Origin of the sequence: Streptococcus sanguinis, assembly GCF_900475275.1 — a bacterium.
GTDB classification, from domain to species: domain Bacteria; phylum Bacillota; class Bacilli; order Lactobacillales; family Streptococcaceae; genus Streptococcus; species Streptococcus sanguinis_N.
Genome location: NZ_LS483364.1, coordinates 674,963 through 693,340 on the forward strand (window position 1 = coordinate 674,963; position 18,378 = coordinate 693,340).

Below are 18,378 nucleotides of genomic sequence, written 5' to 3' on the forward strand. Positions count from 1 at the left end.
TTTCTCCTTAGAGTTCAATCTCCATGACAATGGGTGTGTGGTCTTGGCGCGCACCGGAGTCAATCATATCAGACTTGGTCACCTTGTCAGCCACGCGGTTGCTTGTCAGCCAGTAGTCGATTCTCCAGCCTGTATTGTTGATTTTAGAAGTCTTGCTGCGCTGCGCCCACCAAGTGTATTGGTTGGGGATATCGCCGTGTAAGTGGCGGAAGGTGTCGGTGAAGCCTTTAGCCAGCAGGTTGGTGAAGCCAACACGTTCTTCGTCGGTAAAGCCTGGTGAACGACGGTTGCTGGCTGGATTGGCCAAGTCGATTTCCTTGTGGGCCACATTATAGTCACCAGTTGCAAGTACTGGTTTTTGTTCATCTAGTGTTGCCAAGTATTCAGCGTATTTGGCATCCCAGACTTGACGGTCATCCAAACGTTTGAGGCCATCGCCAGCATTAGGCGTATAGACCTGTGTGACAAAGAAACCGTCAAATTCCAGCGTAATGATGCGGCCTTCAACATCCATGGTTGACGGAGCGCCGATTTCTGGGAAGGTTACGGTTGGCGTCAGTTCTTTTTTGTAGAGGAACATGGTTCCTGCATAGCCCTTACGTGCTGGCTCTTGGGAGGAGCGCCAGGTGTTTTCATAGTCTGGGAAAAGATTTGTCAAAATCTCCAAGTGTTTTTTTGTCGGACCTGTCGCAGACAGTTTTGTTTCCTGAATGGCGATAATATCTGCATTTTCCGATTGCAAGGTCTGAAGAACAGCCTGAGAGAGCTGAGCTCGGGCAGAATCACTGGTTAATGCAGCGTTGAGAGAATCAATGTTCCAAGAGATGAGTTTCATAAAATTTCCTTTTCTAGTAAAATTTACTGAGTTTATTATAACAAAATTTAGGGCTGATTTATAGCAAAGTGATTGTAAGAAAGCTTGAAAAATAATGAAAATTTTTCTATAATATAGCGAGAAAAAATAGGGGGAAGCCATGAAATTCTATTCTTATGATTATGTTTTGAGTCAAATCGGCCAGCAAAACTGGGTGACAGTTGCACTTTCTGTCTTGCTGCTGCTTGTGACAGGATTTTTTGCTTTTAAGGCCTATCGCAATAAGCGTGATTCAAAATTCCGGGAACTAGCCATCATCTCTGTTTTGGCCTTGGTGGCTATGGTCTTGATTGGCATTAGCAATTTTCAGACTGACCAAGACTCTAATAACCAGTTTCAAACTTCTCTGCATTTTATTGAGGTTATTTCAAAAGACTTGGGCGTCGATAAGTCGGAGGTCTATGTCAATACTTCAGCCGCAACTGATGGAGCGATTTTGAAGGTCGGAAAGAATTTTTATCGGGCTATGAGTGGCAGTGAGCCGGATAAATATCTCCTTGAAAAAATTGACTTACATAAGACGACAGATATCGAAATAGTGGAGGTTGAAAAATGACATTGAATTTTCTTGAAATCCTAATTAAGCTAGCACTAGGGCTTTTCTCACTGGTTTTTGTCATCAACGTGACCGGAAAAGGCAATCTGGCGCCCAATTCAGCAATCGACCAGATTCAAAACTATGTTCTTGGTGGCATTATCGGTGGGGTGATTTATAATAGCTCCATTAACATTCTTCAGTATGCAGTCATTCTTATTATGTGGACCATCTTGGTCTTGACCCTAAAGTGGCTCAATAACAATGTCCGTGCAGTTAAGCATTTGATTGATGGCAAGCCGACAACATTGATTCAGCATGGGAAACTGAGTCCTGAAGCCTGCCGTTCTGTTGGTCTTTCAGCAGCAGATGTAGCTTTGAAGTTGCGCAGCCAAGGTATTTTCCAGCTCAAGCAGGTCAAACGGGCGGTTATAGAGCAAAACGGCCAACTCATCATCGTACAGGCTGGTGAAGAGAATCCTAAATATCCCCTTATCACAGATGGTGTTGTCCAAATTGATATTCTGGAGTCTATTGATAAAACAGAAGAGTGGCTGGTGGAGAGACTAGCTAAAGATGGTTATACTGATATTTCTAACATCTTCATCGCAGAATACGAAAGCGGCAATTTGAATGTTGTGACCTATTGAGAAAATCTTGCAAAGAGAAAGCCATCCCAGAAGCGGAATGGCTTTTGTTTTATTCAAATGGAGTTTGCTCGTTTTCAGCTGATGCAAAATTTTGTTGAGGATTGGGCTGATTTTGATAGGAGTTCTGATCAAATTGCTGCCCTTGGTAATTTTGCTGATTTTGATAAGAATTTTGGCCAAATTGTTGTTCTTGGTAATTCTGATTATTATAGTAATTATTTATAACGGGTTCATATTTTGTAGGTTGGCAATAAAGAATAGTCAAAACCAAGCGGCCAAATGGAACAATCGATAAAAAGATAAGTGCCCAGTGAAAGCCAGCGTCTCGCAAGCGACGGATCTGAATGGCGAGATAGGGAAGAATAATTGCAAAGAAATACAATGCTAACAGAGTTATTAAAGTGATAGATAATGTTGCCCCAGTCTCAGAGTTTAAGGCTGTTTCAATCATAAGAGCAGAACCAAGAAGTACTAGCATCGCCAAGATATGGCACAGAACAGGCCACCAATATTCTGAGCGAGTTGAGCGACCAGTAAAGTCTACATAGCCCTTCCAAAACTTTTTATATGCATCAATCATATTAAAAATCCTTTTATTATTTTTTATTTAGTGTACTATATTTGGCTTATATTTGCAAGTTTTCAGAAAATGCAGAGTGTTTCAGTGAAATAGTGTAACATAAAAACCAACCTGTTTGCACTGCCCCCAAAAAGTTAGACACAAAAAATCTAACTTTTGGGGGCAGTGCAAACAGGTTGGTCTAATTATCAGAAAGTGATTAATGTTAATTTTTTAGTATTCTGAAGGTTGACAGTGGAGGAAGAGTAGAATGAAATTACCAATAACTGGAATAAAAGATACGAAGATAAAAGCCCAATGGTAACCCGCATCTCTCAGACGGCGAATGGACAGAGATAGATTTGGAATGATAGTAAAGAAACCATAAATCTGAATTAGCGATAGAAGAGGAGCAGCTTCCTCTCCAACCATAAGTAAGAAAATTAAAGATAAGAAAGCTATTAACATATTGGCAAATACAGCCCACCAATAATCTGGGCGATCTGACCGCCCGGCGAAGTCAAAAGCTCTCCGCCAAAAATCAAGATATGCATAAATCATAATAATCTCCTAAATAATTTTATTTATCTTATTATATTATAAATCACTAAATATTGCAATTTAATTTTTGTTTTTAGAAGTACATCCATTTTCACCTTTGCTTGGCAGATACATCCAGGTTAGCAATCCATTGTTTTATTTTTCAAATGGTGATAAAATAAAGTGTTGAAGTTTGCGGTTTATCTGCGTGATAAATGGCAATTTCCGAATAAAAAGAGGTCTCATTTGCCTTGTAAGGAGAAATCATGTCTGAAAAGAACTTTTATATTACAACCCCTATCTATTATCCGAGCGGCAAGCTCCATATCGGTAATGCTACTACAACTATTGCCTGCGACGTTTTGGCTCGCTACAAGCGTCTCATGGGCTACGATGTTTTCTATCTGACTGGTCTTGACGAGCATGGACAGAAGATTCAGGCTAAGGCAGAAGAAGCTGGTATCAGTCCTCAAGCTTATGTCGATGGTATGGCAGTTGGAGTCAAGGAACTCTGGAAACTGCTGGATATTTCTTATGATAAATTTATCCGGACGACCGATGACTACCATGAAAAGGTTGTAGCCGATGTCTTTGAACGTCTCTTGGCCCAAGATGATATCTACTTGGGTGAATATTCAGGCTGGTATTCTGTATCAGATGAGGAATTCTTCACAGAAAGCCAGCTAGCTGAAGTCTTCCGTGATGAAAATGGAAAGGTAACCGGCGGAATCGCACCATCTGGACACGAAGTTGAGTGGGTATCGGAAGAGTCTTACTTCCTTCGCCTCAGCAAGTACCAAGACCGCTTGGTAGAATTTTTCAAATCTCATCCAGACTTTATCACACCGAATGGACGTCTCAATGAAATGTTGAAAAACTTCATTGAGCCAGGTCTGGAAGACTTGGCTGTATCTCGGACGACCTTTACTTGGGGCGTGCCGGTGCCATCTAATCCTAAACACGTTATCTATGTCTGGATTGATGCCCTGCTCAACTATGTGACAGCCCTTGGATATGGTCAGGATGATCATGCTAACTACGATAAATTTTGGAATAATGGAACAGTTTATCATATGGTAGCTAAGGATATTCTGCGTTTCCACTCTATCTACTGGCCAATCCTGCTCATGATGCTGGATATTAAGCTGCCCGACCGCTTGATTGCTCATGGCTGGTTTGTCATGAAGGATGGCAAGATGTCCAAGTCTAAGGGCAATGTGGTCTATCCGGAAATGCTGGTAGAGCGTTATGGTTTGGATGCTCTGCGTTATTACCTCATGCGCAGTCTTCCGGTGGGATCTGATGGAACATTCACACCTGAGGACTATGTGGGTCGTATCAACTATGAGTTAGCTAATGACCTTGGAAACCTCCTCAACCGTACGGTTTCTATGATTAACAAGTACTTTGACGGTCAAGTGCCAGCCTATGAAGAAAATGTGACGGATTTTGACGGAGCTCTGGCTCAGGTGGCAGCCCAATCCATCACTGACTACTACAAACACATGGATGCAGTTGACTACCCACGTGCTCTGGAAGCAGTCTGGACGCTCATCTCCCGCACTAATAAATATATCGATGAAACAGCTCCTTGGGTTCTGGCTAAGGATGAAGCTAAGGTCAAAGAACTGGCAGCAGTTATGAGTCACTTGGCAGCTAGCCTCCGTGTTGTAGCCCATATGATTGAGCCATTCATGATGGAAACCAGCAAGGCTGTCCTCAGCCAACTTGGCTTGCCTCAAGCGGTTTCACTGGAAAATCTAGCAATTGACCAGCTCCCAGGAGGCTTGACAGTTGTAGAGAAAGGGACACCAATCTTCCCGCGTCTGGATATGGAAGAAGAAATTGCCTATATCAAAGAACAAATGGAAGGAAACAAACCTGCGGTTGAAAAAGAATGGAAGCCAGAGGAAATCGAGCTCAAACTTAACCGAAAGGAAATCAAGTTTGACGACTTTGATAAGGTGGAAATCCGAGTTGCTGAAGTCAAAGAGGTTTCTAAAGTTGAAGGTTCTGATAAGCTGCTTCAGTTCCGCTTAGATGCAGGAGACGGTGAGGACCGCCAAATCCTCTCTGGTATTGCTAAATACTATCCAAACGAGCAAGAACTGGTCGGTAAGAAAGTCCAAATCGTAGCTAATCTCAAACCACGTAAGATGATGAAAAAATATGTTAGCCAAGGTATGATTCTATCAGCCGAGCACGGCGACCAACTGACACTCCTTACCGTGGATGAAAAAGTTCCAAATGGAAGTTTGATTGGATAGCAATCTTTGATCTAATGACAATCCCCCAGCAGGAGTCTGCTGGGGGATTTTTGAATTTGGAAATAAAAAAGGTAAGGTTTGTGATTCAGAAAAAATTTGTTAGTCAAAAACATTTAAATAACTGTCAGTACATTGACAAAATTGACAAGTTGTAGGATAATTGGCTTGTAGATTTACTTTTATCTATTAAATTATTTTAGGAGAATTATTTATGGCTTTTTGGGATGATGTTGTTAAAGGAGCTGGTGACTTAGCCAATGGGACTGTTAAAGCAGTAGGCAATGGTTTTAATGCTACTACTAAAGTTGTCGGAGATGTTGCAGGGAGCGCTGGTAAAGAGTTTGATAAGGTGGTTAATGGGGCTAAGGGTAAATTTGATGCGAAGCCAGAAGAAGTGGCCATGCAAGTCTTAGAGCAAGTCTCCAAGCTACCAGTAGTTAAAGTTGATAGAAATCAATTTTTAATGGATAAATTTGGCAAAGGTTTAAGTCAAGAAGAAGTAGGGAAATTATTAGCTGATGGTCCTGTAAATATTGTTTCCAAGGATAAATTGGACAAAGCTGCAAAGGCTTGTATTATGGATAATGTCCTATTATCAAGTGGAGCTTCTGTTCTTGCTGGTTTACCAGGAGGAATTGCTATGGCTGTGACCATACCAGCAGATGTTGCTCAATATTATGCCATGGCTTTAAAATTAGCTCAAGAACTAGGTTATATCTACGGCTTCCAATATCTGTGGTCTGAAAAGGATAAATTAACAGAAGAAGCCCAAAATACATTGCTATTGTATCTGGGTGTTATGTTAGGCGTCTCTGGAACAGGTGCGTTACTGAGAGCTGGAGGCGTGGCGATTGGAAAACAGGCACTCAAGTCAATTCCGCAAAAAACTTTAACGAAAACCTTGTATTATCCAATTTTGAAAAAAGTATTAAAGGTTTTCGGTATCAGTCTTACAAAGGGAACATTTGCTAAAGGAGTTTCCAAGGTTCTTCCTGTTGTTTCAGGGGTTATTTCAGGAGGTATCACTTTTGCTACTATGAAACCAATGGGGGAAAACTTGCAAAAAGAACTTTCTAAAATGATTGATTACAATGAAGAACAATATGAAAAAGATGTTAAATCAATCCGTAAAGAAGCTGAAGTAATTGAAGTTGAGGAATAATTCAATTGTTAAAATTTATTATGAAAGTCTTTGGTCTACAAGTATGGGCTAAAGGTATGAATAAAATATCTAAAGATTTGAATAAACCTAAGGAAATGTCTGTTGGAAAGGCTCTGTTCTATTCATTTACCTTTCCAAAAATGATTGGAATGTTTAATTGGATATTAAAGACGAATGACAAGGATAAGTAAAATTTAATCAAGTTTTCTCTCTTGCTTTCAATTTTAATTGGCTGCTTAGGCAATATAAACTTTCTTTCCAAAATCAGCCTTAGTAAACTGCATAGTGATTATTCAGAATAGAAATAAGCCTCATGATGTTCATCTTGAGGTTTTTCTAACATCCTATACCATATCGCAAACCCTCAATTTTGTTTAAAACAAACAAATAATATGGAAAAAAACAGAAAAATGAGTTATAATAAACAAAACCAATGTGTAGAGAGGCTAAAGTATGGGAAAAAATCAGAGACAGGACGAAATAGTTAAGCTGGTGGATCGAGCTGGGACAGTTACGGTTGCTGAGATTGTAGAGAGTATGAAGGTTTCAGACATGACGGTTCGGCGGGACTTGATTGAGCTGGAAAGTAAAGGGCTGCTGACTCGTGTTCACGGTGGGGCTAAAAGTAATCAGCACCTCAAGTACAGGGAAATCCCTCATGAAGAGAAGCTTTATCAGAATATCGAGGCCAAGCGGACTGTGGCCAAGAAGGCTGTGGAGCTGATTGAAGATGGCGATACTATTTTTCTTGGGCCGGGGACTTCTGTGGAAGTGCTGGCTGAGGAAATCAGCAATCAGCATCTGCGCGTGATTACCAACTGCCTTCCGATCTTTCATGATCTTCTGAAGAAGAAGTCGGATACCTTCAAAGTCTTTCTACTTGGTGGGGAGATGCGGGAAGCGACTCAAGCCTTTGTTGGTGAGATGACCAATGCCATCATGGATAAGATGTATTTTACCAAGATGTTTTTCAGCGGCAATGGTATCAAAAATGGTCAGATTATGACTTCTTCTTTTGAAGAAGCCTACACCCAGAAGCTAGCTTTGGAGCGCTCGACAGAGACTTACCTATTGATTGATTCTTCTAAGATTGGCAAGGAAGATTTTACCTCTATCTGTCCTTTGGCTGATATTACAGCTGTTATCACAGACCAGATGTCTGAAAATGCTCAAGAAGAACTTGAGGTTTATACCAAGATTATTTCCTAGTTTATTTTAAATAGATGAAAAAATTATCAGAAAGCTCTTTTTAGGGCTTTTTTTGTTTATTTTAATCATATTTAAAAATATTTTGATTAAAATAAACAAAAATCTGTTGACAAATAACTTTTAAAGGAGTATAGTATGCTTATAGGAAACAGAAAGTGTTTTTTATAAACAATATTCTGTGCAAAAAATCAAACAAAGGAGAATGCTCATGGCAATTATTATTGGAGCAGATGCTGCTGGAAGCAAGCTGAAAGATGTAGTCAAGGATTTTCTCGTCGGAGAAAACTTTGAAGTGGTGGATGTGACGAAAGAAGGTCAGGATTTTGTTGATGTGACCCTTGCAGTTGCGGCTGAGGTGAATAAACAAGAGGAAAATCTTGGTATTGTCATTGACGCTTATGGTGCTGGTCCATTTATGGTAGCGACCAAAATCAAAGGTATGGTAGCGGCGGAAGTCTCAGATGAACGCTCTGCCTACATGACTCGCGGCCATAACAACTCTCGCATGATTACGATGGGAGCTGAAATCGTTGGTGAAGGGCTAGCTAAGAACATTGCCAAAGGCTTTGTCAATGGGAAATACGACGGCGGCCGTCACCAAATCCGGGTCGACATGCTCAACAAGATGTGCTAAGAAAAGGAGAAATCAAATGAAAATTGCAATTGGATGTGACCATATCGTTACCAATGAAAAAATGGCAGTCTCAGATTTTCTAAAATCAAAAGGCTATGAAGTTCTTGATTTTGGTACTTATGACCATACACGGACACATTATCCAATCTTTGGTAAAAAAGTAGGGGAGGCAGTCGTTAGTGGACAAGCTGATCTTGGTGTTTGTATTTGCGGTACAGGTGTCGGCATTAACAACGCGGTTAATAAGGTGCCTGGTGTTCGTTCAGCTTTGGTACGCGACATGACTTCAGCTCTCTATGCTAAAGAAGAACTCAACGCAAATGTTATTGGTTTTGGTGGTAAAATCACTGGTGAGCTCCTTATGTGTGACATCATAGAAGCTTTCATTCATGCGGAGTACAAACCATCTGAAGAAAACAAAAAATTGATTGCTAAGATTGAGCACGTTGAGACTCACAACGATCATCAAACAGATGCCAACTTCTTTACAGAATTTCTTGAAAAATGGGATCGTGGAGAGTACCACGATTAGTGAGGTAGCTAGATGATTCTTACAGTGACCATGAATCCTTCTATCGATATTTCCTATCCCTTAGAAGAATTGAAAATAGATACTGTTAATCGTGTTTCGGAAGTCAGTAAAACAGCAGGCGGAAAGGGTCTCAACGTAACCAGGGTCTTGGCAGAAATTGGAGATAATGTTGCTGCGACGGGCCTGATTGGTGGGACTAATGGAGAGTTCTTATTACAAAACCTTCATCCTAATGTTAGACAATGCTTTTATAACATTTCGGGAGATACGAGAAACTGTATTGCTATCTTACACGAAGGTAAGCAAACAGAAATCCTAGAAGCCGGTCCGACTATTACAGCGGATGAGGCAAATGGTTTTTTACATCATTTTAAATCATTAATGGAATCAGCTGAGGTAGTTAGTATCTCGGGAAGTCTACCAACTGGTTTACCTGTTGAATATTATATTCAATTGGTTGAAATTGCTAATCAAGCTGGCAATAAGGTGGTGTTGGATTGCTCTGGAGCAGCTCTGGAAGCTGTACTCAAATCAGATGTGAAGCCAACTGCCATCAAACCTAATAATGAGGAACTTTCTCAGTTATTGGGCCGCGATGTTTCAAAAGATTTGGGTGAGTTAAAAGCTGTTCTTTCAGAACCGCTATTTGAAGGAATCGAGTGGATCATCGTATCTCTTGGTGCAGACGGAGCTTTTGCCAAACACTGGGACACTTTCTATAAAGTAGATATTCCTAAAATCCAAGTAGTCAATCCAGTTGGCTCTGGCGACTCAACTGTTGCAGGAATTTCTTCAGCCTTGAGTCATCAAGCGGATGATGTTTCTCTGCTCAAAAAAGCTAACGTTCTCGGCATGCTCAATGCCCAAGAAAAAATGACCGGTCATGTCAATGTTGAAAACTACGACGGCCTATACAATCAAATCACAGTAAAAGAGGTATAAAGAATGGTATTAACAGAACAAAAACGCAAGTACATGGAAAAACTCTCTGATGAGAATGGCATCATTTCTGCCTTGGCATTTGACCAACGCGGTGCTTTGAAACGCCTCATGGCTCAACACCAGGAAGCAGAACCAACAGTAGCTCAAATGGAAGAACTGAAAGTTTTGGTCGCAGAAGAGTTAACTCCTTATGCTTCATCTATGTTGCTGGATCCTGAGTATGGACTGCCTGCTACTAAGGCTTTGGACAAGAATGCTGGCTTGCTATTGGCCTATGAAAAGACAGGCTACGATACTTCTAGCACCAAGCGCCTGCCAGACTGTCTGGATGTTTGGTCTGCAAAACGCATCAAAGAACAAGGTGCGGATGCGGTTAAATTCCTCCTTTACTATGACGTAGACAGCTCAGAAGAACTCAACCAGCAAAAGCAGGCTTATATCGAGCGTGTGGGTTCTGAGTGTGTGGCTGAAGACATTCCTTTCTTCCTTGAAATCTTGGCTTACGATGAAAAGATTGCGGATGCTTCCAGCGCTGAGTACGCAAAAGTGAAACCTCACAAGGTTATCGGTGCCATGAAGGTCTTCTCAGATCCACGTTTCAATATTGATGTCTTGAAAGTGGAAGTACCAGTCAATGTTAAATACGTTGAAGGCTTTGGCGATGGTGAAGTAGTTCATACTAAAGAACAAGCTGCTGCCTTCTTCAAGGAACAGGATGAAGCAACTAACCTGCCATACATCTACTTGAGTGCTGGTGTATCTGCTAAACTCTTCCAAGAAACACTTGTGTTTGCTCATGAGTCAGGTGCTAACTTCAACGGCGTTCTTTGCGGACGTGCGACTTGGGCTGGCAGTGTCAAAGACTACATTGAGCAAGGCGAAGAAGCAGCTCGCAAGTGGCTTCGTACAACAGGATTTGAAAATATTGATGAGCTCAACAAGGTTCTTCAAAAAACAGCTACCTCTTGGAAAGAAAGAGCCTAAAATTTGTTAAAAAATAAATAAAGTAAGGGTTTACATTCTGATGCTGATATGCTATAATGAAATCAGAAATTGAATAGGGTGAGCGTTACTAAGTTGGATTAGGCGTGACCGCAAATAAATTGAGGGAAGATATAGCCTCGGTTTGTTTGTGGTCTTTTTGTTTTGCCAGAACCCTAGAAAATGAAGAGGAGGAGATATGTATCGAATCATACATCCTATGAACAACAATGTTGCTCTAGCCAAACATGAAAATGGTGAAGAGGTTGTTCTGATTGGCAGTGGCATAGCTTTTAATAAAAAGAAGGGTGATATCGTTCTGGAAAGTAAGATTGAGAAAATCTTTCGCCTAAGAACGGAAGAGTCTAAAGAAAACTTTGTGGCCTTGCTCAAAGATGTTCCACTGGACTTTATCACAGTGACTTATGATGTGATTGACACCCTTTCTAAGAAGTATGATTACCCTGTCCAGGAGTATATCTATGTCACGCTGACGGATCACATCTACTGTTCATATCAGGCTCTGCAGCAGGGGCGATACAAGGAAAGTGATCTGCCGGATGCTTCGGACAAATACCCTGTCCCTTATCAGATTGCCCAGGAAGCAGTAGCCATATACCGTGAGCGGTTGTTGGATCATTTCCCTAGCGACGAGGTCAATCGCATTGCCTATCACTTTATCAATGCTGAAGGGGAAACGGATCCTGAAAGTCAGAGTCACTTGGGCAGGCGAAAAGATATTTTGGCTGCTGTTGAGGCAGAGCTGAAGAAAAATGGTATTAAAAGAAGTGCAGAAAACAGCAACTTTTATGACCGTTTTATGATTCACCTGAACTACTTTTTGGACTATCTGGACCGAAGTCGTGATGACAATGTTTCCCTGCTGGAAATGGAAAGTCAGATCCAGATGACCTATCCTCAAGCCTATCAGGTCGGAAGTGATATTTACCACATCATTGCCCAGAAGACGGGAATTGATCTCTACCGCAGCGAACGGGTCTACCTGGTGCTGCATATTCAACGCCTTTTATAATAGCAAATAATAATAAAATTTTACATAAGAATACAAGGAGGATCTCTCATGAATAGAGAAGAAGTAACATTGCTCGGTTTTGAAATTGTGGCCTACGCTGGTGACGCTCGCTCCAAGCTCTTAGAAGCTTTGAAAGCAGCAGAAGCTGGGGATTTTGCTAAGGCAGATGCCTTGGTGGAAGAAGCCAATAGCTGCATCGCTGAAGCTCATCATGCTCAGACAAGTCTCTTGACAAAAGAAGCGGCTGGCGAGGACTTGGCTTACAGTGTGACCATGATGCACGGCCAGGATCACTTAATGACTACTATCTTGCTAAAAGACATGATGCACCATTTGATTGAACTATACAAAAGAGGAGTAAAATAATGAACAAACTCATCGGACTTATTGAGAAAGGGAAGCCTTTCTTTGAGAAGATTTCTCGGAATATCTATCTCCGTGCTATTCGGGATGGCTTTATCGCTGGTATGCCAGTCATCCTCTTCTCATCTATCTTTATCTTGATTGCCTATGTTCCAAATGCTTGGGGCTTCCATTGGTCTAAGGACATTGAAACTTTCCTAATGACCCCTTATAGCTATTCGATGGGGATTCTGGCTTTCTTTGTGGGTGGGACCACTGCCAAGGCTTTGACAGACTCTGTCAACCGCGACCTGCCTGCGACAAACCAGATTAACTTCTTGTCTACTATGCTGGCTTCTATGGTCGGCTTCCTCCTCATGGCGGCTGAACCTGCCAAGGAAGGTGGCTTCCTAACTGCCTTCATGGGAACCAAAGGTCTTTTGACAGCTTTCATCGCAGCCTTTGTTACGGTTAATGTCTACAAGGTTTGTGTAAAAAATAATGTCACCATTCGCATGCCAGAAGAAGTTCCACCAAATATTTCGCAAGTATTTAAAGACTTGATTCCATTCACTGTTTCAGTCGTTCTACTCTACGGTTTGGAACTGCTTGTTAAAGCAAGTCTAGGAGTAACCGTTGCTGAATCCATCGGAACACTTCTTGCTCCACTCTTCTCAGCGGCAGATGGCTATCTGGGAATCACGCTTATCTTTGGTGCTTATGCTTTCTTCTGGTTCGTGGGAATTCACGGTCCGTCCATCGTTGAGCCTGCCATTGCTGCCATTACTTATGCCAATATCGATGCCAACTTGGCTCTGGTACAAGCTGGTCAGCATGCGGATAAGGTCATCACTTCTGGTACTCAAATGTTCATCGTTACCATGGGTGGTACTGGTGCGACCTTGATTGTTCCATTCCTTTTCATGTGGATCTGTAAGTCCGAGCGTAACCGTGCAATTGGACGGGCATCTGTTGTCCCAACTTTCTTTGGTGTTAATGAGCCCATTCTCTTTGGTGCTCCAATCGTACTGAATCCAATTTTCTTCATTCCATTTATCTTTGCACCTATCGCAAACGTATGGATTTTCAAATTCTTTGTTGATACTTTGAACATGAACTCCTTCTCAGCCAACCTTCCTTGGGTGACACCTGGACCTCTGGGAATTGTGCTGGGTACCAACTTCCAGCTTCTGTCCTTTGTTCTTGCAGCTCTTCTTGTCGTAGTGGATGTGATTATTTACTATCCATTTGTCAAGGTTTATGATGAACAAATCTTAGAAGAAGAACGTTCTGGCAAATCTAATGATGCTCTTAAAGAAAAAGTAGCAGCTAACTTTAATACTGCTAAAGCGGACGCTATCCTTGAAAAAGCAGGTGTGGATGAAGAAGCTCCAGCGCAAAACAATATTAGCGAAGAAACCAATGTTCTGGTGCTCTGTGCAGGCGGTGGTACTAGCGGATTGCTGGCCAACGCTTTGAATAAAGCAGCAGCTGAATACAATGTTCCTGTCAAAGCAGCAGCGGGTGGATACGGTGCTCACCGTGAAATGCTGCCTGAGTTTGACCTAGTTATCCTGGCTCCTCAAGTTGCCTCCAACTTTGAAGATATGAAGGCCGAAACTGATAAATTGGGTATCAAACTGGCTAAGACTGAAGGTGCCCAATACATCAAACTAACCCGTGATGGTAAAGGAGCACTAGCCTTCGTTCAGGAGCAATTCAACAACTAATTTGTTAGTTCATTTGAGGTGAAGCAAAGTTCAATTCCCCTGTTATTTACCTATTTACTTACTTGTTTCACTTCAAATACTATTGAAAGGAAAATAAGATGATAAAAAGCTTACCTAAAGATTTTATTTTCGGTGGTGCAACAGCAGCCTATCAAGCTGAGGGAGCAACCCACACAGATGGCAAAGGATCTGTTGCCTGGGATAAGTACCTAGAGGACAACTACTGGTACACGGCAGAACCTGCCAGCGACTTTTACCACAAATACCCTGTGGATTTGAAATTGGCTGAAGAGTATGGTGTCAATGGTATTCGGATCTCCATTGCTTGGTCACGGATTTTCCCGACAGGCTATGGCGAGGTCAATCCAAAAGGTGTGGAATTTTACCATAATCTTTTCGCAGAATGCCACAAACATCATGTAGAACCCTTTGTGACCCTTCACCACTTTGATACACCAGAGGCTCTTCATTCAAATGGCGATTTCCTCAATCGGGAAAATATTGAGTACTTTGTGGACTATGCGGCTTTCTGTTTTGAAGAATTTCCAGAAGTTCGCTATTGGACAACTTTCAATGAAATTGGCCCAATTGGTGATGGTCAGTACTTAGTAGGAAAATTCCCTCCAGGTATCCAGTATGACTTGGCCAAGGTTTTCCAATCCCATCATAACATGATGGTCTCTCATGCCCGTGCCGTTAAGCTATATAAGGATAAGGCCTACAAGGGTGAAATTGGTGTTGTTCATGCACTTCCGACAAAATATCCTTACGATCCAGAAAATCCAGCAGATGTCAGAGCAGCAGAGTTGGAAGATATTATTCATAACAAATTTATCCTAGATGCGACTTATCTGGGACATTATTCAGATGTAACTCTGGCAGGAGTGAATCACATCCTTAAGGTCAATGGTGGTCAGCTGGATCTACGAGATGAAGACTTTGCGGCTTTAGAAGCAGCTAAAGACCTCAATGACTTCCTCGGTATCAACTACTATATGAGTGACTGGATGCGCGACTTTGACGGTGAAACAGAAATTATCCATAACGGAAAAGGCGAAAAGGGAAGCTCCAAGTACCAGATTAAGGGTGTAGGGCGCAGAGAATCTCCAACCTATATACCAAAAACTGATTGGGATTGGATTATCTATCCGCAAGGTCTCTATGACCAGATCATGCGGATTAAGAAAGATTATCCAAACTACAAGAAGATTTATATCACAGAAAATGGTCTGGGTTATAAAGATGAATTTGTGGACAATACGGTTTACGACGATGCTCGGATTGACTACGTCAAGCAGCATCTGGAAGTTTTATCCGATGCGATTGCGGACGGGGCTAATGTCAAGGGCTACTTTATCTGGTCTCTGATGGATGTCTTTTCTTGGTCTAACGGTTATGAAAAACGCTACGGCTTATTCTACGTAGACTTCGAAACGCAGGAACGCTATCCGAAGAAATCCGCTCACTGGTATAAGAAACTAGCTGAAACACAAATGATTGAATAGAAAAGCAAAACTCCCTCCTTAGCTGAATGGAATCGGCTAGGACGGGAGTTTTTTTATTCTTCATCATCTGTAAATTCTAGGATGTCTCCGGGCTGGCAATCAAGGGCCTGACAGATAGCATTGAGGGTGCTAAAGCGGATAGCCTTAGCCTTGCCCGTTTTGAGGATGGAAAGGTTGGCGTTGGTAATACCGATGATATCGGCCAGTTCACCTAGTTTCATCTTTTTCTTGGCCAGCTGGACATCAAGATTAACGATAATCATGATAGCAGCCTCCTAGATGGTAAATTCATTTTCTTCAGCTATATCAATCCCCTTTTCCAGAATTTTCATCATCAGCCAAATAATCAGAGCACCCAAGAGAGGTGAAAAGCTCATACTGGCGTTAAAAGAGAAGGGGAGGGCGATGGGATTGCCTGATGCAGCAACCTTAACGGAAAGAAAGGTCAGAGCCAGAAAGACTTTCCATGCCCTATCAGCTAGTTGCGTGTTTGATGAATCAAAAATCTTTCCACCAATCAAATTTTTGATGAAATTACGAGCAAGATAGATGAGATAAATAGTCAAAGAAGCTGTGAGAAGATTTATAACAAAGGTTAGAATACTCCACAAATTTGAAAAATCAACTGAGGGCAGAAATTGAACATTGAGCTTTATTCCCAACCTGTCGGAAAGACCGGTGTAAGAAATCACACTTAGGATAGTAAGAAACACCAGAATAGCAGCATAACCCACTATGATAAGGTTTAATAGAGTAACAATATCTTTGAGCAAAGAGTTATTTTTTAATTCAATCTTTTTCATGATGCTTACCTCTATCGAAAATCAGCCGGCAGTAGATTTTCTTTTCCTTTTATTCTTATTATAATCTATTTTTTATTGTATTTCAAGAAAAATATATCGAAAAACGATAATTTTTATAAAGGCAAAAAGATATCCTATAGAGACTTTGGTATCGATGAAAATTTTGATACAATATGTATTGAATATTAAAGTAACGAAGGAGATAGTAATGAATCCTATGATTACGATTGTGGTGCTTGGGCTTCTCTGGCTAATTATTGTTTTTCCACTCTATCTTCACTATCGAAAAGAAATTTCTATTAGAAGTAAATCTACATCTTTAATATCAGGCAAAGTAGTAGGATATAACAGTACTATCTATAGTCGCCGTAGTAAGCCACCTCAGGTAGCCTTGCCTCTTGTAGAATATACTCTCTGTGGAAAACAATATCGAAAAAGTCTTAAGTATAAACAGTTTATCCCTGCCTCTTCAGGAAAAATCCAAAAAGATGTCTTTTCAAGTGATTATGTTTACGGATCGGATAGGAGTCTAGACTTGAAAAAAATATTTCCCGTCGGCTCAGGTATGACTGTCTATTATAATCCTAAGAATCCAGAAGAGGCATATGTTGAGCGCTGCATCAGCAATGAAAAGTATTTTAAATATTTGTTTATCGGATTTTCTATTTTCTTTCTCATTCTGATTGGAATTAATCTTTTCCGTATATTTTTGTAGTTTGAAAAGTCTGTTTTTGGATATTGAGGGATATAACATTGATCTTTTTCAAAATCTGTTGAATCCAAATAGACTAAAAAAGAGGATTGAACTCCTCTTTTTGCTTTCTTTATTTAAATTTAAAGCCTTCATAGACCAGATCTGCTTTAGGATTGGTCTTTTTAAATTCGTTGGCTAGCTTCTCCATCATCTTGACAGGGCCGCACATGAAGACGGTGGTTTGGTTATCCAGAGGATAATTCTTGAAGTCTAAATAGCCGGAGACCTTGCTATCGACCAAATGAAGATCAAACAACGGATTCTTGGCTGCATAGTCCTTGAGTAGGTCTAGGTAAACAGCATTTTCTGCTCCGGTATAAGCATAGTAGAAGCTGACTGGACGATTCAGATTAGGATTTTCTCGGATATAGGAGATGAAGGGCGTAATGCCAATCCCACCAGCAATCCAGATTTGTTTTTCCTGCCCTTGGTCCAGAATCATGTGACCATAAGCTCGGTCAATGGAGACCTTGGTTCCCTCTTGGATCTTGTCATAAAGTTTCTTAGTGTGATCGCCAGAGTTCTTGATAGTAAAGTAGACGATATTGTCATGGCCGCCAGAGATAGAGAAAGGATGTGGCGCTTTTTCAAATCCTTCTTGGAAAATCTTGACGAAGGCAAACTGACCGTACTGATAGTCTAGCTTTTGACTGAGTTGGATTTTCAACTCCACGGTATCGTGGTTCAGTCGTTTGACCTGCAGGATTTTCCCCAGATGGCGAAAGGCCAAACTTTGATAGAGGAAGATGATGTAAAAGCCAGAAGCTAAACCTATGATAGCGTAGAATCCGACTACGAAACCTAGTAAGGTCGGTGTTAGGAGTCGACCGCCCATCAGCATATAGGCGTGGAAGAGACCAAAGATATAGGCCAAATAAACAAAGCGGTGAATCCAGCGCCAAGCCTCATATTTGATGTGCTTGCCAAGATAGGCCACTAGAACAATACTGACAAAGAGATAGATGCCAACATTTCCAAGCTGGGCTGCTAAATGAGAGCCCCAGAGACTGCCACCCATGGCAACATTGTGGAGAGCAAGCAGGACGACGGAAAAGATAGCTGTAAACTTATGATAAGCATACATCTTTTCGATGCCATTGAACCATTTTTCCAATAGGACGTTCCGAGTCGCAAGTAAAAAGGTCAGCGAAAGGGTAGTCAAGGCCAGACCAGGTACGATAAAGTTGGTCATCCCAGCTGAAGCCCAAGCATAGATGGTCAGGATTATGCTGATAGCGATAAGGGCGATTCCTTTGATAGATTTCATGATGGTTTCCTTTCTGGTTTTTATCACTACTTAGTTGTAAATGGATTTGTTACATTCTA

At 41.2% G+C, this 18,378-nt stretch carries 20 protein-coding genes; 14 read left to right on the forward strand and 6 right to left on the reverse strand.

All coding sequences use genetic code 11. The annotated features are described in order from the left end of the window. Positions 1 to 7: 7 nt before the first annotated feature. Complete coding sequence (locus DQM55_RS03530) at positions 8 to 835, reverse strand: exodeoxyribonuclease III (protein ID WP_111675484.1); 828 nt, start codon at positions 833 to 835, stop codon at positions 8 to 10. A gap of 139 nt (positions 836 to 974) precedes the next feature. Here DQM55_RS03530 and DQM55_RS03535 point away from each other — a divergent pair, with 139 nt between their 5' ends. Both DQM55_RS03535 and DQM55_RS03540 read left to right on the forward strand, forming a co-directional pair. Continuing rightward, positions 975 to 1,430 (forward strand): DUF3290 family protein, encoded by a 456-nt coding sequence (locus DQM55_RS03535; RefSeq protein WP_111675485.1) that lies wholly within the window; start codon positions 975 to 977, stop codon positions 1,428 to 1,430. Continuing rightward, a complete protein-coding gene (locus DQM55_RS03540) occupies positions 1,427 to 2,059 on the forward strand; it encodes a DUF421 domain-containing protein (RefSeq protein ID WP_002909170.1) in 633 nt (210 codons plus the stop codon). Before DQM55_RS03535 ends, DQM55_RS03540 begins: the two co-directional genes overlap by 4 nt. A gap of 49 nt (positions 2,060 to 2,108) precedes the next feature. Here DQM55_RS03540 and DQM55_RS03545 read toward each other — a convergent pair whose 3' ends face one another. Further along, positions 2,109 to 2,639, reverse strand: a complete 531-nt coding sequence (locus DQM55_RS03545; RefSeq protein WP_111675486.1) for a DUF805 domain-containing protein — start codon at positions 2,637 to 2,639, stop codon at positions 2,109 to 2,111. Positions 2,640 to 2,852: 213 nt separating this feature from the next. Continuing rightward, positions 2,853 to 3,179: a DUF805 domain-containing protein gene (locus DQM55_RS03550; protein ID WP_111675487.1), complete on the reverse strand. Its 327-nt coding sequence runs from the start codon at positions 3,177 to 3,179 to the stop codon at positions 2,853 to 2,855. A gap of 245 nt (positions 3,180 to 3,424) precedes the next feature. Here DQM55_RS03550 and metG point away from each other — a divergent pair, with 245 nt between their 5' ends. The 11 genes from metG to lacG all read left to right on the forward strand — a co-directional run bounded on the left by metG (position 3,425) and on the right by lacG (position 15,495). Continuing rightward, a complete protein-coding gene (gene metG / locus DQM55_RS03555) occupies positions 3,425 to 5,425 on the forward strand; it encodes a methionine--tRNA ligase (RefSeq protein ID WP_111675488.1) in 2,001 nt (666 codons plus the stop codon). A 211-nt stretch (positions 5,426 to 5,636) separates the two neighbouring features. Next, positions 5,637 to 6,587, forward strand: a complete 951-nt coding sequence (locus tag DQM55_RS03560; RefSeq protein ID WP_111675489.1) for a hypothetical protein — start codon at positions 5,637 to 5,639, stop codon at positions 6,585 to 6,587. A gap of 453 nt (positions 6,588 to 7,040) precedes the next feature. Continuing rightward, positions 7,041 to 7,796: a DeoR/GlpR family DNA-binding transcription regulator gene (locus tag DQM55_RS03570; RefSeq protein WP_002899819.1), complete on the forward strand. Its 756-nt coding sequence runs from the start codon at positions 7,041 to 7,043 to the stop codon at positions 7,794 to 7,796. A gap of 208 nt (positions 7,797 to 8,004) precedes the next feature. Continuing rightward, complete coding sequence (lacA, locus tag DQM55_RS03580; RefSeq protein ID WP_009659075.1) at positions 8,005 to 8,430, forward strand: galactose-6-phosphate isomerase subunit LacA; 426 nt, start codon at positions 8,005 to 8,007, stop codon at positions 8,428 to 8,430. A 16-nt stretch (positions 8,431 to 8,446) separates the two neighbouring features. Continuing rightward, the gene (gene lacB / locus DQM55_RS03585; protein ID WP_111675491.1) at positions 8,447 to 8,962 is read left to right on the forward strand and encodes a galactose-6-phosphate isomerase subunit LacB; all 516 of its coding nucleotides are present in this window, start codon (positions 8,447 to 8,449) and stop codon (positions 8,960 to 8,962) included. A gap of 12 nt (positions 8,963 to 8,974) precedes the next feature. After that, positions 8,975 to 9,904 carry a tagatose-6-phosphate kinase gene (locus DQM55_RS03590; RefSeq protein WP_111675492.1) on the forward strand — a complete coding sequence of 310 codons (930 nt, stop codon included), beginning with the start codon at positions 8,975 to 8,977 and terminating at the stop codon, positions 9,902 to 9,904. A gap of 3 nt (positions 9,905 to 9,907) precedes the next feature. Next, entirely contained in the window at positions 9,908 to 10,888 is a 981-nt protein-coding gene (lacD, locus tag DQM55_RS03595) for a tagatose-bisphosphate aldolase (RefSeq protein WP_002894728.1), read from the forward strand. 196 nt (positions 10,889 to 11,084) lie between these two features. Continuing rightward, positions 11,085 to 11,918 carry a PRD domain-containing protein gene (locus DQM55_RS03600; protein ID WP_111675493.1) on the forward strand — a complete coding sequence of 278 codons (834 nt, stop codon included), beginning with the start codon at positions 11,085 to 11,087 and terminating at the stop codon, positions 11,916 to 11,918. Positions 11,919 to 11,966: 48 nt separating this feature from the next. Next, a complete protein-coding gene (locus tag DQM55_RS03605) occupies positions 11,967 to 12,284 on the forward strand; it encodes a PTS lactose/cellobiose transporter subunit IIA (protein ID WP_009754858.1) in 318 nt (105 codons plus the stop codon). After that, a complete protein-coding gene (locus DQM55_RS03610) occupies positions 12,284 to 13,990 on the forward strand; it encodes a lactose-specific PTS transporter subunit EIIC (protein WP_111675494.1) in 1,707 nt (568 codons plus the stop codon). Before DQM55_RS03605 ends, DQM55_RS03610 begins: the two co-directional genes overlap by 1 nt. A gap of 98 nt (positions 13,991 to 14,088) precedes the next feature. After that, positions 14,089 to 15,495 carry a 6-phospho-beta-galactosidase gene (lacG, locus tag DQM55_RS03615; protein WP_111675495.1) on the forward strand — a complete coding sequence of 469 codons (1,407 nt, stop codon included), beginning with the start codon at positions 14,089 to 14,091 and terminating at the stop codon, positions 15,493 to 15,495. 53 nt (positions 15,496 to 15,548) lie between these two features. On the opposite strand, the gene DQM55_RS03620 is transcribed toward lacG, so the two are convergent. Both DQM55_RS03620 and DQM55_RS03625 read right to left on the reverse strand, forming a co-directional pair. Beyond that, positions 15,549 to 15,758 carry a helix-turn-helix domain-containing protein gene (locus DQM55_RS03620; RefSeq protein ID WP_002894739.1) on the reverse strand — a complete coding sequence of 70 codons (210 nt, stop codon included), beginning with the start codon at positions 15,756 to 15,758 and terminating at the stop codon, positions 15,549 to 15,551. 12 nt (positions 15,759 to 15,770) lie between these two features. Next, complete coding sequence (locus DQM55_RS03625; protein ID WP_009659099.1) at positions 15,771 to 16,298, reverse strand: DUF2975 domain-containing protein; 528 nt, start codon at positions 16,296 to 16,298, stop codon at positions 15,771 to 15,773. Between the two features lie 217 nt (positions 16,299 to 16,515). On the opposite strand from DQM55_RS03625, the gene DQM55_RS11740 reads away from it, so the two are divergent. After that, complete coding sequence (locus tag DQM55_RS11740) at positions 16,516 to 17,013, forward strand: DUF3592 domain-containing protein (protein WP_231909448.1); 498 nt, start codon at positions 16,516 to 16,518, stop codon at positions 17,011 to 17,013. Positions 17,014 to 17,122: 109 nt separating this feature from the next. On the opposite strand, the gene DQM55_RS03635 is transcribed toward DQM55_RS11740, so the two are convergent. Continuing rightward, entirely contained in the window at positions 17,123 to 18,319 is a 1,197-nt protein-coding gene (locus DQM55_RS03635) for a ferredoxin reductase family protein (protein WP_111675496.1), read from the reverse strand. Positions 18,320 to 18,378 lie beyond the last annotated feature (59 nt).